Source organism: Sulfitobacter sp. (assembly GCF_041552635.1).
Classification (GTDB): Bacteria; Pseudomonadota; Alphaproteobacteria; order Rhodobacterales; family Rhodobacteraceae; genus Sulfitobacter.
Genome location: NZ_JBFEKM010000049.1, coordinates 1 through 24,291, shown reverse-complemented (window position 1 = coordinate 24,291; position 24,291 = coordinate 1). Strand labels below are relative to the sequence as shown.

General features: G+C 55.9%; 26 protein-coding genes and 1 tRNA gene. 10 read left to right on the top strand and 17 right to left on the bottom strand.

Annotation, left to right across the window (positions count from 1 at the left end; translation table 11 throughout):
• The 4 genes from ABYT07_RS07910 to ABYT07_RS07895 all read right to left on the bottom strand — a co-directional run.
• The coding region (locus ABYT07_RS07910) for a S49 family peptidase (RefSeq protein WP_372990650.1) at window positions 1-542 on the bottom strand (542 nt) is incomplete at its 3' end.
• A 52-nt stretch (window positions 543-594) separates the two neighbouring features.
• Window positions 595-1,356, bottom strand: coding sequence for an ABC transporter permease (locus ABYT07_RS07905; RefSeq protein ID WP_372990649.1), 762 nt, complete (start codon window positions 1,354-1,356; stop codon window positions 595-597).
• Window positions 1,353-2,282, bottom strand: coding sequence for an ABC transporter ATP-binding protein (locus ABYT07_RS07900; protein WP_372990648.1), 930 nt, complete (start codon window positions 2,280-2,282; stop codon window positions 1,353-1,355). The genes ABYT07_RS07905 and ABYT07_RS07900 overlap by 4 nt, the downstream gene beginning before the upstream one ends.
• Window positions 2,283-2,346: 64 nt before the next feature.
• Entirely contained in the window at window positions 2,347-2,871 is a 525-nt protein-coding gene (locus ABYT07_RS07895; protein ID WP_008226835.1) for a CoxG family protein, read from the bottom strand.
• A 109-nt stretch (window positions 2,872-2,980) separates the two neighbouring features.
• Between ABYT07_RS07895 and ABYT07_RS07890 the strand changes: the two genes are divergently transcribed.
• Window positions 2,981-3,961, top strand: coding sequence for a DMT family transporter (locus ABYT07_RS07890; RefSeq protein WP_372990647.1), 981 nt, complete (start codon window positions 2,981-2,983; stop codon window positions 3,959-3,961).
• Here the strand turns inward: ABYT07_RS07890 and ABYT07_RS07885 are convergent.
• From ABYT07_RS07885 to ABYT07_RS07875, 3 genes are all read right to left on the bottom strand, one after another.
• A complete protein-coding gene (locus ABYT07_RS07885) occupies window positions 3,958-4,923 on the bottom strand; it encodes an NADPH:quinone oxidoreductase family protein (RefSeq protein ID WP_372990646.1) in 966 nt (321 codons plus the stop codon). The two genes, ABYT07_RS07890 and ABYT07_RS07885, sit on opposite strands and share 4 nt — an antisense overlap.
• 89 nt (window positions 4,924-5,012) lie before the next feature.
• Window positions 5,013-6,365 (bottom strand): sensor histidine kinase, encoded by a 1,353-nt coding sequence (locus ABYT07_RS07880; RefSeq protein WP_372990645.1) that lies wholly within the window; start codon window positions 6,363-6,365, stop codon window positions 5,013-5,015.
• On the bottom strand, window positions 6,362-7,033 hold the full coding sequence (locus ABYT07_RS07875; protein ID WP_372990644.1) for a winged helix-turn-helix domain-containing protein: 672 nt from the start codon (window positions 7,031-7,033) through the stop codon (window positions 6,362-6,364). The genes ABYT07_RS07880 and ABYT07_RS07875 overlap by 4 nt, the downstream gene beginning before the upstream one ends.
• A gap of 159 nt (window positions 7,034-7,192) precedes the next feature.
• Here ABYT07_RS07875 and ABYT07_RS07870 point away from each other — a divergent pair, with 159 nt between their 5' ends.
• Window positions 7,193-8,311, top strand: coding sequence for a trypsin-like peptidase domain-containing protein (locus tag ABYT07_RS07870; RefSeq protein ID WP_372990643.1), 1,119 nt, complete (start codon window positions 7,193-7,195; stop codon window positions 8,309-8,311).
• Between the two features lie 152 nt (window positions 8,312-8,463).
• Here ABYT07_RS07870 and ABYT07_RS07865 read toward each other — a convergent pair whose 3' ends face one another.
• From ABYT07_RS07865 to ABYT07_RS07850, 4 genes are all read right to left on the bottom strand, one after another.
• A complete protein-coding gene (locus tag ABYT07_RS07865; protein ID WP_372990642.1) occupies window positions 8,464-9,609 on the bottom strand; it encodes an iron-containing alcohol dehydrogenase in 1,146 nt (381 codons plus the stop codon).
• A gap of 4 nt (window positions 9,610-9,613) precedes the next feature.
• A complete protein-coding gene (locus tag ABYT07_RS07860; RefSeq protein ID WP_372990640.1) occupies window positions 9,614-10,990 on the bottom strand; it encodes an aldehyde dehydrogenase family protein in 1,377 nt (458 codons plus the stop codon).
• Between the two features lie 3 nt (window positions 10,991-10,993).
• The gene (locus tag ABYT07_RS07855; RefSeq protein ID WP_372990638.1) at window positions 10,994-12,355 is read right to left on the bottom strand and encodes a glutamine synthetase family protein; all 1,362 of its coding nucleotides are present in this window, start codon (window positions 12,353-12,355) and stop codon (window positions 10,994-10,996) included.
• 499 nt (window positions 12,356-12,854) lie between these two features.
• On the bottom strand, window positions 12,855-13,205 hold the full coding sequence (locus ABYT07_RS07850) for a DUF6614 family protein (protein ID WP_372990636.1): 351 nt from the start codon (window positions 13,203-13,205) through the stop codon (window positions 12,855-12,857).
• A gap of 510 nt (window positions 13,206-13,715) precedes the next feature.
• Here ABYT07_RS07850 and ABYT07_RS07845 point away from each other — a divergent pair.
• Window positions 13,716-14,261: a YaeQ family protein gene (locus ABYT07_RS07845; RefSeq protein ID WP_372990635.1), complete on the top strand. Its 546-nt coding sequence runs from the start codon at window positions 13,716-13,718 to the stop codon at window positions 14,259-14,261.
• Between the two features lie 449 nt (window positions 14,262-14,710).
• Here the strand turns inward: ABYT07_RS07845 and ABYT07_RS07840 are convergent, their stop codons facing one another.
• Window positions 14,711-15,079, bottom strand: a complete 369-nt coding sequence (locus ABYT07_RS07840) for an XRE family transcriptional regulator (protein WP_372990633.1) — start codon at window positions 15,077-15,079, stop codon at window positions 14,711-14,713.
• Between the two features lie 41 nt (window positions 15,080-15,120).
• Between ABYT07_RS07840 and ABYT07_RS07835 the strand changes: the two genes are divergently transcribed.
• The 4 genes from ABYT07_RS07835 (at window position 15,121) to ABYT07_RS07820 (ending at window position 19,188) form a co-directional block, all read left to right on the top strand.
• Window positions 15,121-16,725, top strand: coding sequence for a recombinase family protein (locus tag ABYT07_RS07835; protein WP_372990631.1), 1,605 nt, complete (start codon window positions 15,121-15,123; stop codon window positions 16,723-16,725).
• Window positions 16,725-17,624, top strand: a complete 900-nt coding sequence (locus tag ABYT07_RS07830) for a plasmid partitioning protein RepB C-terminal domain-containing protein (RefSeq protein WP_372990629.1) — start codon at window positions 16,725-16,727, stop codon at window positions 17,622-17,624. Before ABYT07_RS07835 ends, ABYT07_RS07830 begins: the two co-directional genes overlap by 1 nt.
• The gene (locus ABYT07_RS07825) at window positions 17,621-18,520 is read left to right on the top strand and encodes a plasmid partitioning protein RepB C-terminal domain-containing protein (RefSeq protein ID WP_372990627.1); all 900 of its coding nucleotides are present in this window, start codon (window positions 17,621-17,623) and stop codon (window positions 18,518-18,520) included. The genes ABYT07_RS07830 and ABYT07_RS07825 overlap by 4 nt, the downstream gene beginning before the upstream one ends.
• Window positions 18,521-18,978: 458 nt before the next feature.
• On the top strand, window positions 18,979-19,188 hold the full coding sequence (locus tag ABYT07_RS07820) for a hypothetical protein (protein ID WP_372990626.1): 210 nt from the start codon (window positions 18,979-18,981) through the stop codon (window positions 19,186-19,188).
• Between the two features lie 144 nt (window positions 19,189-19,332).
• Here ABYT07_RS07820 and ABYT07_RS07815 read toward each other — a convergent pair.
• The 5 genes from ABYT07_RS07815 to ABYT07_RS07795 all read right to left on the bottom strand — a co-directional run bounded on the left by ABYT07_RS07815 (window position 19,333) and on the right by ABYT07_RS07795 (window position 23,300).
• Window positions 19,333-19,409, bottom strand: a tRNA-Arg gene (locus ABYT07_RS07815).
• Between the two features lie 8 nt (window positions 19,410-19,417).
• Window positions 19,418-19,648, bottom strand: coding sequence for a hypothetical protein (locus tag ABYT07_RS07810; RefSeq protein ID WP_372990625.1), 231 nt, complete (start codon window positions 19,646-19,648; stop codon window positions 19,418-19,420).
• Window positions 19,649-19,755: 107 nt separating this feature from the next.
• On the bottom strand, window positions 19,756-21,141 hold the full coding sequence (locus tag ABYT07_RS07805) for a sensor histidine kinase (RefSeq protein ID WP_372990623.1): 1,386 nt from the start codon (window positions 21,139-21,141) through the stop codon (window positions 19,756-19,758).
• A gap of 9 nt (window positions 21,142-21,150) precedes the next feature.
• A complete protein-coding gene (locus ABYT07_RS07800; RefSeq protein WP_372990622.1) occupies window positions 21,151-22,569 on the bottom strand; it encodes an NAD(P)/FAD-dependent oxidoreductase in 1,419 nt (472 codons plus the stop codon).
• A complete protein-coding gene (locus ABYT07_RS07795) occupies window positions 22,566-23,300 on the bottom strand; it encodes a TVP38/TMEM64 family protein (protein WP_372990620.1) in 735 nt (244 codons plus the stop codon). Before ABYT07_RS07795 ends, ABYT07_RS07800 begins: the two co-directional genes overlap by 4 nt.
• A gap of 303 nt (window positions 23,301-23,603) precedes the next feature.
• Between ABYT07_RS07795 and rpmH the strand changes: the two genes are divergently transcribed.
• The 3 genes from rpmH to ABYT07_RS07780 all read left to right on the top strand — a co-directional run.
• A complete protein-coding gene (gene rpmH / locus ABYT07_RS07790) occupies window positions 23,604-23,738 on the top strand; it encodes a 50S ribosomal protein L34 (RefSeq protein ID WP_008228036.1) in 135 nt (44 codons plus the stop codon).
• A 46-nt stretch (window positions 23,739-23,784) separates the two neighbouring features.
• The gene (rnpA, locus tag ABYT07_RS07785; protein WP_372990618.1) at window positions 23,785-24,180 is read left to right on the top strand and encodes a ribonuclease P protein component; all 396 of its coding nucleotides are present in this window, start codon (window positions 23,785-23,787) and stop codon (window positions 24,178-24,180) included.
• Window positions 24,177-24,291: membrane protein insertion efficiency factor YidD (locus tag ABYT07_RS07780; protein ID WP_372990652.1), on the top strand; the 115-nt coding region annotated here is incomplete at its 3' end. The genes rnpA and ABYT07_RS07780, both read left to right, overlap by 4 nt.

Genomic DNA, 24,291 nt, shown 5'->3' with positions numbered 1-24,291 from the left:
CGCGTTTTGACATGGTCGATAAAGTTAGCATGGATATCATTGAGAATGGATTTCAAGCGCTCGACATCCTGCGGATTTTCGGGGCGGAACGGGTCCAGCATGGATTTTGACTGGCCAGCGGTATAAACGCGACGTTCGATCCCATAGCGGCTGATCAGTTCACTTGCACCAAACGAAGACGAAATAACCCCGATGGACCCGACAACCGAACTAGGGTCGGCGTAAATCTCGTCGGCTGCGGCGGCCAACCAATACCCCCCCGAGGCCGCGACATCCTCTACGAAGGCGATCACGGGAATGTTCTTTTCCTCGGCAAGACGGCGGATCCGCGCACCGATTAAAGACGATTGTACCGGACTACCCCCCGGTGAGCTGATCTCAAGAACAACGGCCACGGGCTTGCCGCGATTAAATGCCTTGTCGATTGCGGGTCCGATGCCGCCATCATTCAGGCCGCCGCGCGTGCGGCCCCCGATGACGCCCGACAGGCGAATGACCGCAACGGTGGGATACGTGGGGAGGAAAGGGATATAGTTTATCATATCGCTCCATGTAGAGTGCGACCCGTCGCCAAACAAGGCAAGCACCGGATTGTTATTGCCGAATTCGCCAGCCTGTGCGGAAAATCCACCAGATCACTGCAAGGCACAGCGCGGTAAAACCCGCAATCGCTAGCAAGCTTGTGACGATAGGCACATCCGCAGCGCCGAAGAACGACCAGCGAAAGCCTGAAATCAGGTACACCACGGGGTTAAAGTGCGATATTACCTGCCATACGGGCGGCAACATCGAGATCGAGTAAAACGATCCACCAAGGAACACCAAAGGTGTGATGATCAGCAAGGGCACCAGTTGTAGCTGCTCAAAACTGCCGGCCCAAATACCGATGATAAAGCCGAACAACGAAAAGCTGATGCAGGTCAGCACCAGAAAGACGACCATCCAGACAGGATGCGCGATGGTGATATCGACAAAGAAAAACGCGGTGATCAGGATGATGACACCAATGAACAGCGCCTTGGTCGCCGCGGCACCGACATAGCCCAAAACGATTTCGATAAAATTGATCGGGGCGGACAGAAGCTCGAAAACCGTGCCTATAAATTTCGGGAAATAGATGCCGAAAGACGCATTCGAGATCGACTGCGTGATCACGCTCAGCATGATCAGGCCCGGCACGATAAACGCGCCGTAGCTGATACCCTCGACCTCTTGGATACGGCTGCCGATGGCCGCGCCAAAGACGACAAAATAAAGCGAAGTCGACAGCACGGGGGACACAAAGCTTTGGGTGATTGTGCGGAAAAAGCGCGCCATCTCGAATTTATAGATGGAATTGACGGCGATCCAGTTCATGCGGCGTCCTCCTTGACGAGATCCACAAAGATGTCTTCCAGACTGCTTTGCGAGGTTTCAAGATCGGTCAAGACAAGCCCCGCAGCAGCAACATCCGACAGAAGTTTCGTAATGCCCGTCCGTTCTGCGCGGGTATCATAGGTGTAAATCAACGTGGTGCTGTCCGCGGACAAGGTCAGGGCATCGGACACCAAACTGGCGGGCAGCGCATCAATCGGCTTGGTCAGGTGGACCTGAAGCTGCTTCTTGCCCATGCGCGCCATCAGCTTGTCTTTGTCTTCGACCAACAGCAATTCACCATGCGCGATGACACCGATACGGTCGGCGATGGCTTCGGCTTCTTCGATGTAATGCGTGGTCAGAATGATGGTCACGCCGTCGGCCTTGAGGCCGGCCACGATTTCCCACATGTCGCGGCGCAGTTCGACATCAACACCCGCTGTGGGTTCGTCCAGAAACAACACGCGGGGTTCGTGCGCCAGTGCCTTGGCGATCAGCACCCGACGTTTCATACCACCGGACAGCGCACGGATCTGGCTGTCTTTCTTATCCCAAAGGGACAGCTGACGCAGAATTCTTTCTAACGCAGCGTCATCTTTGGGCTTGCCAAACAATCCGCGCGAAAAACTCACGGTGCTGATGACTTTTTCAAAGGGTTCAAGATTAATCTCTTGGGGAACCAGACCGATCATCGCCCGGGCTGCGCGGTAATCAGTGATCGTGTCATGCCCACCGACTTTGACCGTGCCCCCCGTCGCCGTGGTGATCCCGCAAACCGTTGAAATAAGGGTTGTCTTGCCCGCACCATTGGGCCCGAGCAGCGCTAGGATTTCGCCCTGTTTGATCTTGAGGGTGACACCTTTGAGCGCCTCGAACCCGTCGGCGTAGGCTTTGCGCAGGTCGTTGATTTCTACAATATCTGGCATCGAAGCCTCCGGATGATTTTGCCGGAAACTAGCCTGATTAGCAGCGGGTTAACAGAGGTGCTGTTCAGGTCTTTTCGCGGCCGAACCAGCCCTTTTTCTTCGATTTGCCGTCTGCTGCCTCATCGGTTGCGTGCGCGCCCTCATCGGCTGGCCCCTCAAGCGTTTCTTGCAGGTTGTTAAAGAACTGATCGGCCATCTTTTTAGCGAAACCATCAATGATCCGGCTGCCAAGCTGCGCCAGCTTGCCGCCGATCTTTGCCTCGACATCATAGGTCAGTTCGGTTCCGCCGTCTTTTTCCAGCAGCGTCACGACCGCGCCGCCCTTGGCGAAACCCGCTGCACCGCCCTTGCCTTCGCCCGTGATCGTGATCGACTGGTCAGGCACCATGTCGGACATCACAACTTGCCCCTTGAATGTCGCCTTCACCGGGCCAACTTTTTGCACGACTGTCGCCTCGAAACCTTCTTCTGCGGAACCGGACACCTCGGTCGCACCGGGCACACATTTGATCAGCATGTCGGGGTCCAACAAAGCGGCGTAAACTTCGGCGGGCGTGGCTGCGATCTGACGGGTATCTGACATTTGCATGGGCGGTATCCTTGTGCAGGCGGTGTTTTCGACAACCTAACCCAGATGCAGCCCCCGCGCCAAGATGAAACGCGCTGGACAGGATACCCAAAGGTGGTAAGTCTCGAATATGAATGCAGATGCACATAACAGGTCGGGAGCTGCCATCGGTTTCGTTTTGGCCGGAATCCTGGCGATTTCGATCAATGATATGCTGATCAAAAAGCTCTCAGGTGGCTACCCCCTCCACGAGATCGTCTTTGCGCGGGCCTTTATCGGCATTCTGTTCAGTCTTGTGCTGGTCCAGCTTGAGGGCGGGTGGCGCATTTTGAAAACCACCCAAGCGCATTGGCATATTCTGCGCGGCCTGCTGGTGGTCGTGGCGAATATGACCTTTTTCCTTGCCCTTGCCGCGATTCCCTTGGCGGATGCAACGGCGTTGTTCTTTGTGGCCCCGCTGTTCATCACGCTTTTGTCGATCCCTATCTTGGGCGAAAAAGTCGGCATCATGCGATTGACGGCGGTGGCCGTAGGGTTTGTCGGGGTGATCATCATGCAGCGGCCTTGGGCCGATACGCAGGCTTTGCAAGCCTCAAGGCTTGTCTTGTTGCTTCCGGTAATCTCGGCTCTGACCTATGCATTGAACCAGTTGATGACCCGCCGTCTGGGCGTTCACAGCAAAGCATCCGCCCTATCGATATACATTCAGGGGACGTTTCTGATCGTATCGCTGGGGTTCTTCCTGATTGCAGGCGATGGCCGTTTCGTCGACGCCACCAGCCCCCCGTCCATGCAATTCTTGTTAAGGGAATGGGTTTGGCCAGCGCAGGATGATTTGTGGGTCTTCTTGGGTCTCGGGGTCAATGCCGCGATTATCGGCTATTGCCTAAGCCAAGCCTACCGCATCGCGGATGCCGCCACAGTCGCTCCGTTTGAATATGTCGGCCTGCCGCTGGCCGTGTTCTGGGGCCTTGTCATATTCGGTGATCTGCCCGTCTGGGAAATCTGGGTCGGTATTGCGCTTATCTTGGGATCGGGGCTGTTTGTGTTCTTGCGCGAACGCCAAAAAGCACGCCGACTGCTGAAAACCCGCCCCCTGCGCAGCGTTTAGCCCGATACCTGTACCACAACCTTGCCCGTGGCCTTGCGGCTGCGCAGCAGATCCAGCGCCTCGTTCGCCTGTTCTAGCGGCAGCACGTGGCTAACATGGGGCTTCAACTGCCCTGCAACATACCAGTCGATCAACGTCTTGAAACTATCGGTCAGCACCGAGGGTTTGAACTTTTTATAGCCGCCCCAGAACAGACCCAATACGTTCAAATTCTTGACCAACAGGATATTCGCGGGGATTTGTGGCACTTCGCCCGAGGCGAACCCAAGCGGCAGCAGGCGCGCTTCGGGGTTGCAGGCGCGCAACGCGGCTTTGAATTGGTCGCCGCCGATCGGGTCATAGACGACATCGGCCCCGCCCAGCGCCTTGACGACTTCGCGGATGTCGTCGGTTTCGGAATCGATCAGATGGTCGGCACCGGCGGCGCGGCAAATCTCAAGCTTAGCCGGGCCGCGTGCGCTGGCGATGACCTCTGCCCCCATCAGCTTGCCCAGCTCAACCGCGGTCAGCCCCACGCCACCCGATGCGCCAAGCACCAGCAAGCGTTCGCCCGGCTGCAGCCGCGCCTTATAGTCCAAGGCCACATGACTGGTGCCATAGGCGATCAGAAACGCAGCAGCATCGACCGCCGTCATGGCGTCCGGAATCGGTACGCAAATATCCGCAGCGACCGCAGCATATTCGGCAAGCCCGTGGAACCCGCTGTAGGCTGCAATGCGCTGGCCGACGTGCAACCCTGTCACGCCGTCGCCAAGGGCGGTGATTGTCCCCGCAAGCTCCATTCCCAAGGTGACGGGCAGCGCCGGTTTTTCCTGATAGGTGCCTTTTATCACCAGCAGGTCGCCAAAATTCAGACCGCAGGTATCGACCTGAACCAAGACTTCACCATGACGGGGCACGGGTATTTCTATATTTTGCAGGGTCAGGGGCTGATTATGGGCGGTGACTTGCATGGCGCGCATCGGGTGGGTCCTTCTCACTTGGCTGGATGCGAATGGGCCAGAGGGCGCGTGATTTTGCAACCCCATCCGCCTGTGCCATTTGAATGGGCCTAAGGTTTCGGGAAAACGATCCGAACCCTCAGCCCCGGTGCGTTATCCAGCAAACCCAGCATCCCACCATGCAGTTTCACGACCCCCTCAACCAAGCTAAGCCCCAGCCCATTGCCCGGCGTGTGTCGGCTGGCATCCAGACGGTACAGACGGCGCAACACCTTTTCACGCTCAGCTTCGGGGATACCCGCACCATTGTCCGCCACCTCAAGGGTTGGGCGGCCATGGTTGGTGCAAAGCGATATGTTGATCTGGCTACCTTGCGGCGTATGGCGCAGCGCATTTTCGATCAGATTGGCCAACACCTGCCCCAGCAGGTTCTTATCACCATGCACAAAGATTGGCCCGTCCTGTACCTCGCAGACCAGCGACTGATCCTTTGCCATGGCTGCGGGTTCATAAACCTCGGTCATGGTCTGGCACAGGTGCGTTAGATCGACGGGTTTGAAATGCGCCTTGGGTGACCCTGCCTCAACCGAGGCGATCTGCAACAGCGACTGGAACACCGACGCGATCCCGGTCACCTCGTCTTGGGCTTTTGCCAGCAGTGCGCCTTCTTGGGTGTCGGGCGGAACGGTGCGGGCAAGGTCGTCCAGATGTACCGCGACCCGCTGGATCGGCGTTTTTAGATCATGGGCGATGTCAGATGAGACCTGCCGCAGCATCTGGGTTTGCGCCTCTTGCGCGCTGGCCATCTGGTTCACTTTGGTACCAATGCGCACCAGATCATCGGCCCATTGGGCAGACACCCTGACCCGCGCGCCAAGATCGCCGTTCGTCAGATCATCCAACGTACCGCCGATGACCTCGACGTGATGTTTGCTGCGCCGCGCCAGATACAGCCCGCCTGACAGGGCGATCAGCACCGTCGGCAGCAAACTGATCAGCAAGATGTTCAAGAACACCGTGCCCAACGCTTCGATCTGCGCCCGGCTGCGCGCTACGGTCAATTGCCCGCCATAAAGCCGCGTGCTGAGAGACAGGTATTCGCCGTCATATTCGGCCCGGTCGCGGGCCAGCGACACGATATGATAGCCTTCATCATCCCGCGCAATCGCCCCGTTGCCATAGATGCGCCCGGACGGTGTGATATAGCTAAGGATCACGCGGCTGGGATCAGCATCGCGCGATTCACCATCGACCAGCAAGGCGACAGCCCGTGCATTGGGGGCGGCGCGAAACCCTGCAAGGTCCTGCTCCAGATCTGCTCGGATCGCTGTTTCAAACGAATTTTGCGTCACAGCATAGCTGGCCGCAAGGCTCAGCAGGCTGACGGTCGAGAATAGCAGCACCAGCAACAACGCCAACCGAACCGGCATGGACCGCCAAAGCTGTGCAATCCGCCCTGTCATCCGTCGATCCTGTAGCCGGCACCGCGCACGGTATGAATCAGCTCGCGGTCAAAGGGTTTATCCACCTTGGCACGCAACCGGCTGATATGGGTTTCGACGACATTGGTCATGGGATCAAAGCTGATGTCCCAAACCGCCTCAAGCAGCATGGTGCGGGTCTGCACCCTGCCCTTGCGGCGCAGCAGATGTTCGAGCAAGGCAAATTCACGCGGCAAAAGGTCAATATCCTGCCCGCCGCGCGTCACCTTGCGGGTGATCAGGTGCATTTCCAGATCGGCGGCGCGCAGGACCGTTTCCTGCTCCAACGCTTGTGGCCGCCGCGACAGTGCCGCAACCCGAGCCGACAGTTCACCAAAGGCAAACGGCTTGACCAGATAGTCATCACCGCCCGCGTTCAGCCCGCCGATCCGGTCCTCTACGCTGCCCATTGCGGTCAGAAACAAAACTGGCGTGGTGTTGCCTGCACCGCGCAACGTCTTGACCAGCGTCAGCCCGTCAACTTCTGGCAACATCCGGTCGATGATCAGCACATCATAGCTGCCCGAACTTGCTTGAAACAGCCCCTCGCGGCCTTGGGCCACCAGATCAACGGTATGCCCCTCTTCGCGCAGGCCCCGCGCAATATAGCTGCCGGTGGTGGCGTCGTCTTCGACTACGAGCAGTTTCATGTTTGCGGCTCCGTTTCCCGATTTCCTGTTCTGATACCCCATATAGTCACGCCTGACAGCGGTGCAGTGCTGCCTAACAAATTTGTATAGCGCGCCGAAACACTCTGTAACACCGGGCTGCCATTTGGGTGTCATCCCTGAAGATGTAAGGAAACACGCATGACATCCCTTTTCAAATCCCCCCGCCGCGCAATGCCCTTTGTACTGGCAGCCGCACTCGCGTCGACTTCGGCCCTCGCATTGGCCCCGACAACAGCCCTTGCCGTACCTGCCGGTGGCTATGCCGATCTGGTCGAAACCATTTCGCCTTCGGTGGTGTTTATCGAAGTGTCTGGTAAATCCGCGCAATCCGGCCCCAAGATGGACCTGCCCCAAGGCATGCCCGAAGAGTTGCGCCGCCGGTTCGAACAGATGATGCCGAACGGTGATACGCAAGCACAGCCGGTCCAAGGGCTTGGGTCAGGCTTCATCGTCTCGAAGGACGGGCAGATCGTGACCAATAATCACGTGGTCGAAGGGGCTGAAAAGGTCACTGTCAAATTGGCCGATGGCCGCAGTTTTGACGCAACCGTTGTGGGCAGTGATGCCATGACAGACATTGCCCTGCTCAAGATCGAAGCAGACGTTGACCTGCCTGCCGTTACATTCGGATCATCGGACGCCATGCGCGTCGGTGATGAAGTCGTCGCCATGGGCAACCCCTTTGGTCTTGGTGGGACGGTCACAACCGGGATCGTTTCGGCCAAGTCGCGCAATATCAACGCTGGCCCCTATGATGATTTCATCCAGACCGATGCTGCGATCAACCGGGGCAATTCGGGCGGGCCGCTGTTTAACAACGCGGGCGAAGTGATTGGCGTCAACACCGCGATCCTGTCGCCCGGTGGCGGCTCTGTCGGAATCGGCTTTTCGGTGCCCTCTGATCTGGTCCAAACCATCGTGGCCGATCTCGCCGATGACGGCACCATCACCCGCGGCTGGTTGGGCGTGCAGATCCGTCCGATGACCGAAGAAGTCGCTCAGGTTCTGGGCTACGACGCACCTAAAGGTGCGGTGATCGAGGCGGTCGGCGACGATAGCCCCGCCAAGGAGGCCGGGTTGGTAGACGGCGATATCATCCTGTCTTTCAATGGTACTGAGATCAACGAACTGCGCGACCTGACCCGCGCCGTGGCCGAAACCGCCCCCGACGAAACGGCTGATGTTGTTGTCTTGCACAAGGGCGACAAGGTCACCCGCGCCGTCACCATCGGCACCCTTGCCGCAAAAGAGGCGTAAACCCATCTGCCAGCGGGCTTACCTCGTCCAAGCTGGAAGATACACGTCGGCGCGTCCCCCGACCCGCCGACGTTAGCCCGCCCGATTTCGGTGCGGCCCGCATGCCCCGGTGTCGAAGAACCCACCGGGGCATGCTTGGTCTTTAGATCAGTTCAGATCGTCGCCTCGAACAGCTTGCGCAGGTTTTCTGTGGTCAACGTGACCGGATTGCCGCCGCAAGATGGGTCCTCTAGCGCCATGGCGACCAGATCATCGATACGGTCCCCCGTCACGCCCATTTCAGACAGTCTGCGCGGAATGGCAAAGCTGTCGTTGAAATCCTGCACAAAGCTGCGGAACCCGTCATAGCCGCCATCAATGCGCAGATACCCCGCTGCACGGTCAAACCGGTCGCGGATCATGCTTTCGTTCAGGTCCAGAACCGCTGGCATACACACGGCATTGGTGGTCCCATGATGGGTGTTGAATACCGCACCAACCGGATGGCTCATCGCGTGAATTGCCCCCAGACCTTTTTGAAACGCAGTGGCCCCCATCGCCGCGGCTGACATCATTTGTGCGCGTGCCTCGATGTCCGTGCCATCGGCATAGGCGCGGGGCAGATAATCAATGACCAAACGCATGCCTTCCAGCGCGATGCCTTGCGACATCGGGTGGTAAAACGGGCTGCTGAACGCTTCGACACAATGCGCAAAGGCATCAAGGCCGGTACCCGCCGTGATATGTTTCGGCATGCCCACCGTCAGTTCAGGGTCGCAGATCACAACCGTCGGCAACACCTTGGGGTGGAAAATGATCTTTTTGACGTGTGTTTGCGAATTGGTCAGGACCGACGCCCGCCCGACTTCGGACCCCGTGCCAGCGGTCGTTGGCACAGCGATGATCGGCGCGATGGCATCTGCATCAGCGCGGGTCCACCAATCGCCTACATCCTCGTAATCCCAAACGGGGCGCGTTTGTCCCGCCATGAATGCGACCATCTTGCCCAGATCAAGGCCCGACCCGCCGCCAAAGGCGATCACCCCATCATGGCCGCCGTCACGGTAGACTTGCAAGCCTGCGGCAAGGTTAATCTCGGTCGGGTTAGCGTCTACTTCAGAGAACATGGCGCGCCCAAGACCCGCCGCCTCTATCAGATCCAAGGTCCGCGTCGTGATGTCCATCGTTGCCAGCCCCTTGTCGGTGACCAGCAAGGGTTTTTTGATACCAGCGGCCTCACAGGCTTTGCCAATCTCGGCAATACGGCCCGCACCAAAACGCATCGCGGTGGGGTAGGACCAGTTGTTTTTCAGCTCCATAGGATCACGCCTTTTTCAGATGGTAAGATTTGGGACGCGTCAGCGCCTGATAGCCAAGCACGGACAGTCCGGCACCGCTGCCCGTGTCCTTGCAGCCGGTCCAGCATAATGCCGGATCAAGGTAATCACAGCGGTTCATAAACACTGTGCCAGTTTCCAGCTGTGCGCCGATGGCATCAGCGGCGTCAACGTCTTTCGTAAAAATCGCAGCCGTCAGACCGAACTGACAATCATTCATCAATGCAATCGCTTCGCCATCGTCCTTGACCGGCATGATGCCGACCACGGGGCCGAAACTTTCGTCGCGCATGACGCGCATTTTGTGGGTCACGTTCGTCAGGATCTGCGGGGTTAGATATGCCGCGCCATCATCCTGCGCAAAAGGGGCTATCAATGCGGTCGCACCATCAGCCACAGCCTCGGCGATCTGCGCACGTACCTCTGCCGCAAAGCGCACATTCGCCATCGGGCCAATGGTCGTTTCCTGTTCCAACGGATTGCCAAGCTTGAGGGTGCCAACCCATGCCACTGCCTTTTCGACGAAAGCATCATAAAGACTTTCGTGGACGTAAATCCGCTCAATCCCGCAACAGCACTGCCCGGCATTGAACATCGCGCCGTCCATCAGCCCGTCAACGGCGGCATCAAGGTCGGCGTCAGCGCGCACGTAACCGGGGTCTTTGCCACCAAGTTCCGTCGCAACGGGCGTGAATGTCCCGGCGGCTGCGATCTCCATGGCTTTGCCTCCGCCGACAGAACCGGTAAAGTTGACGAAGTCGAACTGGCGTTCGGCGATCAGGGTCGATGTCGTTTCATGGTCAAGGAACACATTCTGAAATACGTCCGCCGGAATACCAACCGCATGAAAGGCCTCGGCCAGCCGTTCACCCACTTGCAAGGTCTGCGTGGCATGTTTCAGCACGACCGTATTTCCTGCGATCAGCGCCGGGGCGACCGTGTTGATCGCCGTCATATAGGGATAGTTCCACGGGGCCACGACCAGCACTACGCCACGCGCCTCGCGGGTGATTTTGCGGGTGGCTTTTTCGCTGTCTTCGACAATCATCGGGGCCAGCGCCTGTTCGGCGATATCCGCCATGTAGCTGGCACGTTCGTTAAAGCCGCCAAATTCGCCGCCATAGCGGACGGGTCGGCCCATCTGATGGGCAAGCTCAATCGCCATACGGTCGGTCGTCCTGCCAACCTCGGTCACGCCAGCACGGACCAAGGCGATCCGCTCGGCCAAAGGCCGTGCTGCCCAAGCACCTTGCGCAATTTTCGCCTTGGCACACTGCGCACGGGCGGCATCCAACGACAGCGCGGGACGTTCCAAATAGACCGATCCATCAATCGGAGAGATACATTTCAGGGTTTTTGCCATGCTCTATACTCGCTCGAATCCGCGGTTGATTTCCCAGTCCGTCACAATCTTGTCGAACTCTTCCTGCTCCCACTCTGCGGCGCGGGTGTAGTGGTCGACGACACCGTCGCCAAAGGCTTCGCGCAGCATCGCAGAGCCGCGCAAGGTTTCGGTCGCGGCCCGCAATGAACGAGGAATTTCGGTCACATTGGTGTCTTCATACACGTCGCCCCTGGTCGGTTCCTGAAGCGTCAGCTTTTCCTCAATCCCCTTTAGGCCTGCTGCCAGCAATGCAGCCTGCGCCAGATAGGGGTTCAGATCAGAGCCACCAATCCGGCATTCAACGCGAATGCCCTTGGTACCCTCACCACACAAGCGGAACCCCGCTGTGCGATTATCCACGGACCAAACCGTCTTGGTCGGCGCAAAGGTCCCTTTGGCAAAGCGCTTGTAGCTGTTGATGTAGGGGGCCAGAAAATATGTAAAATCAGGTGCATAGGCAATCAACCCGGCCATAAAGTGCCGCATCAGGTCGGACATGCCCAGCTTGGCGTCCTTGTCATAAAACAAGGGGACCCCGTCTTTCCACAATGACAAATGCACATGGCTGGAGGATCCGACTTTGTCCGCCGACCATTTCGGCAGGAAGGATGCGGAAAATCCCTGCTGAAAGGCGATTTCCTTGACGGCTTGCTTGGCAATGGTGTGATTATCGGCGCAGGCCAAGGCGTCAGCATAGCGGATGTTCAGTTCCTGCTGCCCGATTTCAGCCTCGCCCTTGGTGCATTCCACGGGGATTCCAGCACCCACCAGATGGTTGCGCAAAGGCTGCAAAAACGTTTCTTCTTTGGTGGTCTGGAACAGGCAATAATCCTCATTATGGCCGTTCAGCGGGATGAGGTTGGTGTATTTCTCTTTCTGCAAAGTCCGGTAATCGCCCTCGAACAAGAAAAACTCAAGCTCCGTCGCCATCATGGCATCGAACCCCAGTTCTTTCATTCGAACGATCTGCTTTTGCAGCATGCCGCGCGGCGCGTGAGGAACCGGCGCGTGGGTATGGTGATCCAGCACATCGCCAAGCACCAGAACCGTTTTGTCAAGCCAAGGCACATGGCGCAGGGTGGACAGATCAGGCCGCAAAACATAGTCACCATAGCCAGTTTGCCAGCTGGTCGATGCAAAACCTTCCGGCGTGGACATCACCAGATCAGTGGCCAGCAGGTAATTGCAGCAATGAGTTTCCACGTGGGAATGGTCGATGAAATTGCTGACGTGAAAACGTTTGCCCATCAAGCGTCCCTGCATGTCGACTAGTGCCACAAGCACCGTGTCCACCGCACCGCTTTCCGCCAGTTCCCTGAGCCGGTCGAATGAAAGATTGCCCATCTGAAAACGTCCCTTTGTAATATGAAAGGGCCGTTCGTAATCGCAGCCCGTTCGGGCAGTCTATCCTAGGGATCAAACAAAAGTGTAGGGGGGATGCACCTTGATTAGGCGTTCGCGCGCACCATCCCCGATCCACATGATTTATAAAGCTATTTTTCCGAAATACGCCGCTTCTTATTGCAGATTGCAAACGCTATCCTTGGTCCCTGCCAAGAGAAACCATCCGACGATCACCTATAAGTGCGGCATCAACACCAATTGTTTCAGTGCCCTGCCCATAATCGTGCGCACCAATTATATGTCCCGCAGAAGGGTCAAGTAGCTTTGGTCTGAACACCGCTGTCGTTAACTGCGACAGATCAGTGGGTTAGGAAAAAGAATGCGCCCTTTTACCAAATTTGCAACGCAACTCTGCCCCCAAGTCTTACTCGATCCGCTCCTCTGCGTTTGCCCAAAAATCTTTGCGTGATACGGGTAATTTGGCTTGGATCCGGGCCGATCAGATCAAGGCCATTCTTTCAGCGCGCTCTGGGTCGGGGAAAGGACGATACAGCGCGATGTCCACTTCGCCCACCATTTGATGAACCGTTGTGTATAGCCGCTCGACGTTTTCGTCGCTGGTTGCCGTAAACCGGAATGCCATATCCAGCTGCGTCATATCTTCGACCTCGATCTCCAGCAAGAAATCACGTGCGCGCGGCGCCCCAAAGCCCAGCTTTCGACGGCATAGCCGCCAAGACTGGATGACGCCGTTTGATTTAAGATGCCCCATCCACGCCTCGACAGCGACAGCGAACCCCACGGCTTTGGCGTTGTCTTTTAGATCTACAGAGCAATGATAAAGATTCATGCAAATCCCCTTACAAAATGCAGGGTCAAGCTCGCAGAAGAATGCTACCAAAGCCTTAAGCGAAATGGCGCGGACCCTCGACAAAAAACCGAAACTGGCCATTCATGGGTGCGGCCTGAACCACCACCTTGAACTAGGTCTCTGTAAAATGTCGCGGGATTGACGCCAGAGTTATTTCCCCTCTTCGGGCACGCAGGCACAACACACTGGTCGGCGTGGCCCCAGACATGATTTTCGGCAGCATTGATACCGTCACCGGCGCAGCGACAGAGATGTCTACGATGGCTATGCCGCAGTGCCCAGAACCACGGCTGCTATACCTAACTTGTGGGGCCCTTTTTGTCGCGCAGCCATGGGCGCGCGCCGATAAAGCCCGACCATCCCATACCGGATCGTAACGTCAACTTGGCGACACCTCGTTAACCCCCACCATTCATGCCCTTTGTATCTGCTTTCCAAAGGGTGCCAGAGAGAGTAGGCATCCCAATCACTAAAGTTTTGGGACAGATCATGGCGCAAAAGGCCACCATTTATAAAGTTGAACTTTCAGTCTCCGACATGGATCGCCACTATTATGCGACCCATAAACTAACCGTTGCCAAGCACCCCTCAGAGACGGATGAACGGCTGATGGTGCGCCTTGTTGCATTTGGTCTAAATGCCCATGAGCATTTGGAAATGACAAAGGGGCTTTCAACCGATGATGAACCAGACATCTGGCAAAAAAGCCTGAGTGGCGAGCTTGATGTATGGGTGGCATTGGGCCTTCCAAGCGAGAAGGTGATGCGTCAGTCCTGTGGCAAAGCCGCCAAGGTGATTGTCTATCCCTATGGCGGCAAGACTGCCGAGATGTGGTGGGACAAGATCAAAAATAGTACCACCCGTTTTGACAATCTTCAGGTGATCAATTTTTCCGAAACCGACACAGGCGCACTCGCAAAAATGGCGAGCCGTGCGATGAAGCTTCAGATCAATATTCAGGACGGCGAGGTGATGGTCAGTGTCGATGACAGCATCGTTTATGTCACACCTGTAAAATGGAAGAGTGCTGCATAATTCACAGTTACGCGCCACGAAGACCGGGTTGAATGGCTTAGTGGTGGTCACCTCAATAAAATCAGCCTCGCCAATTTCCGTAGCACCGATTGTTGTGGCCAACGATGTGTTGAGCGGACTTAGGGTGCGATGCTGCGAGGCAGAAAATTGCTGGGATGCGCCAGAAACACCCGGATGCCGCGACAAGCACAAAGATCCCAAAACCAACCTTGCGCTATCCTGACAGCCGAGAATAAGAAATGATCTACCAAGAAGGCCAACGACACCTTCAACGGAGCGCTGTTTCTTAGCCAAGTACAGCCTACAGCCCGCACTCAGTTTGACAAAAAATCTATATGATATCTTCAAGAAGTTGTGGGGCGACGCACAGGCTTTACCTTGTGCGACACAAACCGTTACGATTCACCCAAAGGTGTTAGCCCCCTAAAACCAAATTTTCAGGCCATCAGTTAGGCTTCTTTTGCTCCACAGATTGCATCAAGGCCACGCAAAATTTCTGCCAACTCGTTCCGAGCTAAGCTGACTCGTCGCGCCATCCTGTCTTCGTCGCGCCCTGCCAAAACCAAGACAACATCCAGTACCGTATCTGAATGTCTCATCAGCTCAATCAGGTTCTCGCCAGTTGGAGCATAGGTTGCAGATATCCAGTTTTTGGCTGTCCGTTCGCTGGCTCCTGTCCACCTGGCTGTATCTTTCGCCGCTCGGCCTGCCCCACCCAATTCTTGAGACAATGCTGTACTGATGGCGTTTCGGTACTCTGACGCAGAAATGCGCCCTTTGCCGTCCCGATGAAACGAGCTGCCCTTTTTATGCAACATGTTTCCCCTCCTCTCTCGGTAAGATTGAGGGGAGAATCGCAATGTCACCGTGCGGGTTTGCAAATTTAAAATACTGGAGGACCATCGCATTGAGTTGGCCAGACAATGACCCTGAAGAAGATGGCCGACGCAAAGCGGCGCAATACGTCCGCATGTCGACAGAACATCAGAGGTATTCGACTGAAAACCAAGCCGACGCGATATTGCGATATGCGGATGAACGTGGCTACCGGATCATCCAAACCTATTCAGACGCTGGAAAAAGCGGCTTGCGTATTCAAGGGCGCGCTGGCCTCACTCGGCTGATTGAAGACATTCAAGCAGGACAAACAAGGTTCCAAACTGTTTTGGTTTATGACATCAGCCGTTGGGGGCGTTTTCAGGACGCTGATGAAAGCGCGTATTACGAATACATTTGCAAACGCGCAGGCATATCTGTCGAGTATTGTGCAGAGCAGTTTGAAAACGACGGCAGCCCGGTCTCCACCATCGTCAAAGGCGTCAAGCGCGCCATGGCAGGCGAGTACAGTCGCGAGCTGTCTCAGAAGGTCTTTGCCGGTCAGTGCCGCCTCATTGAATTAGGTTACAGGCAAGGAGGCCCGCCCGGTTTCGGACTTAGACGGATGCTGATTGATGAGACAGGCCGGAAGAAAGGCATCCTCGCACGCGGTGAACACAAGAGCATCCAAACGGACCGTGTCACGCTTGTGCCAGGACCTGACGACGAGATCGCTATCGTAGATCAAATATTCCATAGCTTCGTTGAGGATGGCCGATCAGAGAGTAAAATCGCCGCAGACCTTAATGCGCGGGGGATCAAAACCGATCTAGATCGCAACTGGTCACAAGCCGTCGTGCGTCAAATACTGACCAACGAAAAGTACATCGGCAATAACATCTGGAACCGCAATTCATTCAAATTGAAAAAGCGTCACGTCCGCAACGATCCCACAAACTGGGTGCGTTCAGTTGGTGCCTTTGAAGCCATTGTCAGCACTGACCTGTTTGCTGCTGCCGGTGCTATCATCGGCTCGCGATTACATCGGATGTCTGACGCGGAAATGCTTGAAGGGCTAAAAGAGACCTTAGAGCAGAACGGTTTTCTATCTGGATTTGTGATCAACGAAGCCGCAGCCTTGCCCTCGAGCGGCGCGTATCAAAGCCGGTTCGGCAGTCTGCTCAGGGCCTACAGTCTTGTGGGTTTCAAGCCCGACAGAGACTATGGATACATCGCGATCAACAAGCGGCTGCGTAGCGTCCATACGGAGATTATTCAGGATATCGTTTCTGGCATTGAAGGTGGGGGTGGACTGGTCGAACGTGACCCTCAATCAAACATACTTACCATCAACGATGAGTTTACGGTTTCAATCGTGATAGCCCGTTGCATGCAAACGAACGCAGGTGCGTTTCGGTGGAACATCCGCCTCGAAACCGGGCACCTACCGGACATGACGATCGTCATCCGGATGGGGCAGGACAATGAACTGCCTCTGGACTATTATTTGCTGCCGACCTTCGACATGACCACGTCCAAGTTGCGCTTGTCTGAACACAATGGTCTTTCTATGGATGCATACCGCTTCGACGATCTTACCCATTTTTTCGAGATGTCGGCACGCGCTCCACTTCTGGAGGTGGCGTGATGACCAGTGCTTCTGGTGCGCTTACTGTTCTGGTTCCGGTCAATGCAATCACGGTGGTTAATCCAAGGGTCCGCAATCAAAAGGTGTTCGACGAAATCACCGCCAACATCGCGGAACTCGGGCTGAAACGGCCTATAACAGTCGCAGCCAGAGAACTGGAGGGAGATAGCGCGCCAACATATGAATTGGTTTGCGGCCAAGGCCGTTTGGAAGCCTTCAAAGCCCTTGGTCAGTCGGAAATTCCCGCGATTGTCATCAAAGCAAGCAGCGAAGACTGCCTTGTCATGAGCTTGGTCGAAAACCTCGCGCGACGGCAGCACCGCTCGATTGATTTGTTGCGAGACATTCGAAGGCTCAAAGAAAGCGGTTACTCAGAGCCGGAGATCGCGGCCAAAACACAGCTCTCAACCAAATATGTTCACGGTGTCATCAAGTTGTTGGAAAGCAAAGAGCACCGCTTGTTGCGCGCGGTGGAAGGCGGAAAAATTCCCGTCAGCGTCGCGGTCGACATTGCCGACGCAGATGATGTTGGGGTGCAGACGATCCTTAGGCAGGCCTATGAGAAAAAGCTCCTGCGCGGCGGACGGCTACTTTCAGCAAAACGGCTTGTCGAAGCGCGTCAAAAGCACGGCAAAGGTCGCGCATCGACTGATACCCGCCCCCAGAAGAGCCTATCGGTTGCGAGTTTACTGAGAACTTATCAGAACGACGTCGAAAGGAAGAAAATCCTTTTGCGTAAGGCGCATGCAACGCGCAGCGAAATGCTGTTTCTCACGCAGTCGCTCAAAACTCTTATGGCAGATGAAAACTTTGTCACCTTGCTGCGTGCTGAAGGACTGGCAAGCATGCCGAGGGCAATCGGAGATCGGATCATGCGATTAAAGGACGCGCCGGTATGATTGCGACCCCAAAAGAACACGCGGTTGCGGCAGCTTTTGAACGCGAATTATTGACCGTCCCGTTTGACCGGATCGCGCCGCTTTATCTGGTGACCCCGCAGAAGAAATCCAGCATCAAATTCAGACAAATCGCGGCATCTATTCGAGACATTGGCATTGTAGAACCGATGGTGATCGCGCGTGATCCGCACGACCCTGAGCAATACACCTTGCTTGACGGACATCTCCGCTTCGCGGTCTTAAAAGACCTCAAGGAGACGGATGCACGTTGCCTAGTGTCGACTGATGACGAAGCTTTTACCTATAACAAGCGGATCAACCGTCTGGCCACAATTCAAGAGCACAAGATGATCCTGCGTGCGCTATCATTGGGTGTCCCTGAAGCGCGTTTAGCCCGCGCACTCGACGTGAACATAAAGACCATCAAAGAAAAGCGTCGCCTGTTGGACGGCATTTGCGACGAGGCGGCGGAACTACTCAAAGATAAACAGGTTGCCCTGAGCGGCTTTCAAATTCTCAAGAAGATGAAACCGATGCGCCAGATTGAAGCAGCACAGCTGATGGTTGCCATGAACAAGTTCACGATCAATTACGCGCGGTCTCTGCTTGCGGCAACACCGGAAACCATGCTTGTCTCGGCAGCCACACCGAAACAGATCAAAGGAATTTCCCGCGAACAGCTTGATCTAATGGAGCGCGAGTCCGCCAATCTTGAGCGAGAGGTACGTCTTGTCGAAGACAGCTACGGTGCTGATCATCTCGATCTGGTATTGGCGCGGGGGTACATCTCCAAACTGATGACCAGCGATCGAATTACCCGATACCTATCGTTGCATCAACCAGATTACGTGCCGGCATTTGAAAAGATCACGGAGACTGAGGCTTTCGCATCCTAAATTCTTCGAGGCGCTTGCTAAGATTTGGGGCCCCGGCCCTATCAAGCGCGAAGACTGCAGGAGAGCGGCCACCTTGGCCACGCGGGCCTACCCTTCAACTTCCGCGATTTCGATAACATTTACCATTGAATGCAAATTAGCTCAGCCATCGCGGTCACACGCTGCCAACACAACCAACGTCTACTAAGCCCTAATATGCTAATAGTGGTCTTGGCGGGCTTGTCGCCTGCGTTCGCTCTCATCATCGCAAATTCGCTATGCGCATCCACTAAACAGATTTGATGGATCAAATACCGTAGGGTTTATGAGAAGCAGCTTCTCAGTCGTCATGTCGCCATCAGGGCTGGAAGCATACTCGTTGGGTCGGAGTGAGGTGCCGCTGGTTTATCAGGAGCCTGCCTCGTTCATTTTCCTTTGTTTGATTTCGTAGTCACCCGACGACAGCATGCCATTGTCCGGTGCTTGATGAACTGGAAGGTTTGCTGGATCATATCGTTGAGACGAGCAATCCATCAGTGATTGCTGCCTATGAGAAAAAGATCATAAAGCTGGAAACTGAAAAGCAGATCTTGGCTAATGAATTGGATAAAAAGGTCAAACCAAACTACACCTTCGAGCCAATGTCCGAACTTTCCATGACATTCACCTCAAGCCTTTGGAATATCTGAAAAAACGGCACGTTGGCGCAGCATAAAACAGTGCTCAGATAGCTATTTTCAGCGCCGCTAACGTACTCACGCGGAAACGGGCCTCAAACGCCGCAAGCGGCTGTTCCGACTGACTGTTTAGGAAATTTTCGTGGTAAATGTAAATGGTGCACCCGGAGCGATTCGAACGCCCGACCCCCTGATTCGTAGTCAGGTACTCTATCCAGCTGAGCTACGGGTGCACTGGCCATCAAACATTCGATCGTCGCTTGATGTTGGGGGTGAAATAGGGTGCGCGCCCGTCAGCGTCAAGCAGAAAAAGCCCAAATGTGAGTTTAAAATTCGACAAGCGCAGTAGATGGAAAATCACCACCAGCCATTTCAAAAGGAGACCTCGACGGCCACCTTTAGCGGCACGACGGTTCGGCCAAAAATATAGGGCAAAAAGCCGGAAATTTTGAAAACCAAAGCGCTGGCGCATTCGGATTGACCCTGCGCCATGCCAATCAGCGCTGGTACGATCTGACCTCGTTCGCCAAAGCTATTGCTAGCGCACGCCGGTTCGACAATCGTTCAGGAAAGCACGCGCTAAAAGGTGCCGTCGCCTTTTGGGAGCGTTATCTTGAATACCGTGCCCGAAGCCCCTGTTTCGGCCAACTCCAGCACCCCGCCATGGCCGCGTATCAATTCCGCGGCAATGGCCAGACCAAGACCCGAACCACCCTTGCGCGCGCCGCCCCTGAAGGCCGTGAACAGATGCTCTTGTGCCTTTTTCGGTAAGCCCGGACCACTATCGTGAACTTCTACGCACCAGTATTTCGGGTGATCCACAGCCGTTACGCTGATGTGGCCCGGCTCTCCGGTTGCGGCGATCGCCTGACGGGCGTTGCGAACCAGATTGGCAAGCACACGGTAAATCTGTTCGGGATCGGCACGGATCGTCAAATCCTGCGGTATGTGGCTGGTAAATCCGATTTTGGCATCGCCGACGGCAAGACGTTCACTGACCACGACATCATCAACAATGTGGCCCAACGATACCACCGTAAGCGTCGGACCGGGTTCTTCTGCCTTGCCAAAGGCAAGCGTCGATTCGCACAGATGTACAGCCCGGGTGATCGAACTGACCAGCTTGGGGGCCATCCTTTTGACGGTTGGGTCTTCGGACATCTCGATACGGTCAGTGAAAAGCTGTGCCGATGTCAGAATATTACGCAAATCATGGCTGATCTTGCTCACGGCCTGCCCCAACTGCGCCAGCCGTTCTTTCTGGCGCAAGGCCTGTGTCAGCTCGGTCTCAAGCTTCATCAAAGCTTCTTCAGCTTCGCGCACCTCGGTGACACCGGCAGAGGGCGTGATGATGCGCCGCGCGTCTTCGGGGGCCAAAGCATAGTTCTGCATATGCCCGACAACCCCTTTGATCGGCTTTAGCAAGAACGCCCGCATCGCCAGAAACAGCAAAAAGGCGGTGATGAACGAAATAACAGCCGACAGGATCAGGATACGAATCCCGTAATCCAGCATCGCCGTGCGCAACGGGGCCGTTTCCATCGTGATCTCGATCAACTGACCTGCATCCTGCACCGGGGCACCGATAACGCGGATAACGCCGTCCTGGCTGTCGGCCAGTTGCAAAAACGCATCCCTGATCAGGACCAACGCCGAGGCATCGCGCAAATCATAGGTGCCTTTGATCGCAATCGGCATGGGCGACGACAAAACAAGTTGACGCACCTCGTCGCGGCGCAGCACCACATTGAACACCTCGGCAGTGCGCAGCAATTCCGCTTCAAGTTCAGGATCGATCATATCGTTTGCCAGCAACGTCAAAGACGCAATTTGCGCACGTTGAAGCCGGTTCATCATATATTCTTCGCGAAACCGCGCAATTGACGGCACAAAGATCAGGATTTCAGCCAACATCACAAAGATGGTGGTCAAGATCAGCAATCTACCAGAGAGGGAGCGGAACATACCTGTGCTCTAGGGAATGAAGCGCTGCACAAACCGCACCACGGCCTTGACCAGATCGCTCTCGAACAGGCGCGGGGTGAAATAGGCCCCGGCAGCACGTTTGTTTACTTCGCCAATGGTGGGATACGGTGCAACCATGCCGGCAATCTGGCTCATTTTCATGCCGTTTGCCAGCGCCAATGCCCACAGGTTGATCAATTCACCCGCCTGATAGCCGACAATGCTGACGCCAACCGGGCGGCCCTTGACGACCATCACCTTGATCAGCCCTTTGGTTTTCCGTTCAGCGATGGCGCGGTCGTTGTGGTTATAGTGGAACCGCACGACTTCAACCTTGTCGCCATGTTCATCTTTTGCCTGCGCTTCGGTCAGGCCGACTTGCGATAATTCCGGATCGGTATAGGTCGCCCAAGGGATGTGCGACGTTTTTGCCTTGGACGGGATCGCAAACATCAGCGACCGGATCACGACGCCCGCGTGATAGCCCGCAACATGGGTGAACTGCAGCCCGCCTGCCACATCACCAATGGCATAGACCTTGCGATTGGTGGTGCGCAGGGACGCGTCAACCTTGATGCCATTGCGAATCGGCTCGACCCCGGCCTTTTCCAAATCCAGCTTGTCAGTGTTCGCTTTGCGCCCCACCGCGACCAGCAAATGCGATCCCTTGAAAACGCGGCCATCCTTCGCTTCGACCTCGATTGCGCCCACGTCGCCGCGAATGTCAGCGGCCAGCGCGCCCTCGGCAATCACTACCCCTTCGTCCTTGAGCGATTGCAACACGACCTGCGCCATTTCAGGGTCGTCCTTGGCCAAGGCCTTGTCCCCTTCGATCACAGTAACTTTGCAACCCATCCGGATATGCGCCTGCGCCATTTCCATGCCGATGGGTCCCCCGCCGATGATCAACAAATGCTCGGGTTTTTCACGCAGCTCGAACAGGGTTTCGTTGGTCTCGTAGGGGGTCTTGTCCAGCCCGGGCATCGGCGGCACCAAGGGGGATGACCCCGTCGCAATCACGATACGGCGGGCCTTGATGATCGTGTCGCCCGCCTGCACCTCATCCTCCGAGATAAAGCGGCCAAATTCACGAATCACATTGATGCCAAAGCCTTCGAACCGCTCCTGACTGTCCACCGGGGCGATCTGCGCGATGACGTCCGCGACGTGATCCTTGGCCGCCGCGTAATCGACCACGCCAGCAGCATCGGCAACACCGAATTGCGCGCTGTGCTGCTGGCTATAGGCCGCCTTGCCCGTCGCGATCAGCGCTTTTGAAGGAACGCACCCATAGTTCAGGCAATCGCCCCCCATCTTGTGACCCTCAAGCAACACAACATCTGCGCCCATCTGCGATGCGCCCGCCGCCACAGACAACCCGCCAGAGCCGGCCCCAATAATCAAAAGATCGGTCTTGATACGGTTCATTTCAGCAGTTCCTTCTTGCCAGTCACGGCTTTGATGATGATGGGCAGCAAGGATAATGCGCATAGGCCCAGAATAGGGAGCAATATTTGGGGTTCGAATATGATCCCGAAATTCGGCGTCTCGCCGCGGGCAAAAACCGCCCCCAGCCCCGCCCCAACCGAAGAGTAAACTAGCGAACCGGGGATGATTCCCAGAAAGGTTGAGATGACAAAGCGGTGCAACATCACCCCAAGGAATGCGGGGATTAGGTTCGCGACGAAAAACGGCACCGCGGGGATCAGCCGGATAAGAAACAGCATCGACCATTGGTTGTTGTCGATTCCGTCCTTGATTTTGCGCACCATCCCTTCAGAGGCGTCCATACGCGCCTTAAGCTTTTCGCCAAGCCCCATGCGCGCAGCCGTAAATATCAATACCGCCCCGACTGTGGCACCGGTAACGTTGAACATTGCGCCAAAAATCGTCCCAAACAAGAAACCGCCGGTAATCGTCGCGATCCCCGCACCGGGCAATGAAAATGCAACGATCATGATATAAGCTGCAACGAACACCAGCACCGTCAGCCCATAATTTGCGTCGCGAAAGGCGATCAGCGCCTCGCGGTTGTCGCGCAGCGTCTCGAAATTCAGATAATCGCGCAGGGTGAAGAACCCGATGGCCGCGACCACCGCAATCACCATCAGTGGCAAGTATCGAAGCCACGCGGGTTTGTCGGTATGCTGGTCGGACATGTATCGGATCGCTTTCAATTCTACGGCCGCAAGACCTATCTGTTATAGATGGCCCTAAACCGCCAAGGCAGGTAGGGGGATCACGGGTGCTTGATCACAAACCCTGCTTCCGGGGCAAAACCGGGGACTTCACTGTCATATTGAAACATTCGCGCCGGGATTTGCCGAATTTATTGCAATGATGCGAATTTAGCCGCCCCAAGGGTTTGACTTGAGCGCGCAGCACCTTTAGAGGCAGGGCTTGAATTGACAGTGATGTGCCGAATCCGGTGCAAACCTAAAGTATAAAGTGGAGTCGGAGCGATGAAACGCACCTTTCAACCTTCAAACCTGGTGCGCAAGCGTCGCCACGGTTTTCGCGCACGCATGGCAACAAAAGCGGGCCGCAAGATCATCAACTCGCGCCGCGCACAAGGCCGGGCTAAACTGAGCGCGTAATTCGCGTTTTCGGTTCTTGCAAGATATGACACCGTCGGAGGCACCCATGGATGGCAAAACAGCCACCCAAAGGGAAACGCCACCGGCGGTTTCTTTGCGTTTGACAACGCTTAAGAACAGGCCAGATTTTCAGCGCGCGACCAGATCACCCCGCGTGGCGATGCCCGGCTTTATCCTACAGATGCGCAAACGCCATGAAGGCGAGGCCGAGGGGATTCGCGTTGGCTTTACCTGTTCCAAGAAAGTCGGCAATGCCGTCGCACGCAACCGTGCCAAAAGGCGCCTGCGCGAAGTCGCACGTCTGGCGCTGCCATGTCAGGGCCTTGACGGCATGGATTATGTTTTGGTCGGACGTCAGGGAGCCACGTCCACCCTGCCTTTCTCCCAGATGCAGGATGATTTTTCCAAAGCACTCGGAATCCTGCACGGCAAGCTAAGATGACCCCCCTAGCGCGTCTACTGGCCCTTCCCGTGAAAGGGTATCGGCTGATCTTCAGCCCGTGGGTCGGGCATAATTGCAGATATCACCCCACGTGCAGCGCCTATGCCCTCG

Excerpts from the sequence above, each read along its gene's own strand:
- ABYT07_RS07900 (WP_372990648.1), bottom strand. The coding sequence starts at position 2,282 with ATGCCAGATATTGTAGAAATCAACGACCTGCGCAAAGCCTACGCCGAC.
- ABYT07_RS07810 (WP_372990625.1), bottom strand. The coding sequence starts at position 19,648 with ATGCGCCAGCGCTTTGGTTTTCAAAATTTCCGGCTTTTTGCCCTATAT.
- ABYT07_RS07830 (WP_372990629.1), top strand. The coding sequence starts at position 16,725 with ATGACCAGTGCTTCTGGTGCGCTTACTGTTCTGGTTCCGGTCAATGCA.
- ABYT07_RS07805 (WP_372990623.1), bottom strand. The coding sequence starts at position 21,141 with ATGTTCCGCTCCCTCTCTGGTAGATTGCTGATCTTGACCACCATCTTT.
- ABYT07_RS07800 (WP_372990622.1), bottom strand. The coding sequence starts at position 22,569 with ATGAACCGTATCAAGACCGATCTTTTGATTATTGGGGCCGGCTCTGGC.
- ABYT07_RS07860 (WP_372990640.1), bottom strand. The coding sequence starts at position 10,990 with ATGGCAAAAACCCTGAAATGTATCTCTCCGATTGATGGATCGGTCTAT.
- ABYT07_RS07845 (WP_372990635.1), top strand. The coding sequence starts at position 13,716 with ATGGCGCAAAAGGCCACCATTTATAAAGTTGAACTTTCAGTCTCCGAC.
- rnpA (WP_372990618.1), top strand. The coding sequence starts at position 23,785 with ATGGATGGCAAAACAGCCACCCAAAGGGAAACGCCACCGGCGGTTTCT.
- ABYT07_RS07885 (WP_372990646.1), bottom strand. The coding sequence starts at position 4,923 with ATGCGCGCCATGCAAGTCACCGCCCATAATCAGCCCCTGACCCTGCAA.
- ABYT07_RS07905 (WP_372990649.1), bottom strand. The coding sequence starts at position 1,356 with ATGAACTGGATCGCCGTCAATTCCATCTATAAATTCGAGATGGCGCGC.
- ABYT07_RS07865 (WP_372990642.1), bottom strand. The coding sequence starts at position 9,609 with ATGGAGCTGAAAAACAACTGGTCCTACCCCACCGCGATGCGTTTTGGT.
- ABYT07_RS07880 (WP_372990645.1), bottom strand. The coding sequence starts at position 6,365 with ATGACAGGGCGGATTGCACAGCTTTGGCGGTCCATGCCGGTTCGGTTG.
- ABYT07_RS07825 (WP_372990627.1), top strand. The coding sequence starts at position 17,621 with ATGATTGCGACCCCAAAAGAACACGCGGTTGCGGCAGCTTTTGAACGC.
- ABYT07_RS07855 (WP_372990638.1), bottom strand. The coding sequence starts at position 12,355 with ATGGGCAATCTTTCATTCGACCGGCTCAGGGAACTGGCGGAAAGCGGT.
- rpmH (WP_008228036.1), top strand. The coding sequence starts at position 23,604 with ATGAAACGCACCTTTCAACCTTCAAACCTGGTGCGCAAGCGTCGCCAC.
- ABYT07_RS07895 (WP_008226835.1), bottom strand. The coding sequence starts at position 2,871 with ATGCAAATGTCAGATACCCGTCAGATCGCAGCCACGCCCGCCGAAGTT.
- ABYT07_RS07840 (WP_372990633.1), bottom strand. The coding sequence starts at position 15,079 with ATGTTGCATAAAAAGGGCAGCTCGTTTCATCGGGACGGCAAAGGGCGC.
- ABYT07_RS07870 (WP_372990643.1), top strand. The coding sequence starts at position 7,193 with ATGACATCCCTTTTCAAATCCCCCCGCCGCGCAATGCCCTTTGTACTG.
- ABYT07_RS07850 (WP_372990636.1), bottom strand. The coding sequence starts at position 13,205 with ATGAATCTTTATCATTGCTCTGTAGATCTAAAAGACAACGCCAAAGCC.
- ABYT07_RS07890 (WP_372990647.1), top strand. The coding sequence starts at position 2,981 with ATGAATGCAGATGCACATAACAGGTCGGGAGCTGCCATCGGTTTCGTT.
- ABYT07_RS07875 (WP_372990644.1), bottom strand. The coding sequence starts at position 7,033 with ATGAAACTGCTCGTAGTCGAAGACGACGCCACCACCGGCAGCTATATT.
- ABYT07_RS07835 (WP_372990631.1), top strand. The coding sequence starts at position 15,121 with ATGTCACCGTGCGGGTTTGCAAATTTAAAATACTGGAGGACCATCGCA.
- ABYT07_RS07795 (WP_372990620.1), bottom strand. The coding sequence starts at position 23,300 with ATGTCCGACCAGCATACCGACAAACCCGCGTGGCTTCGATACTTGCCA.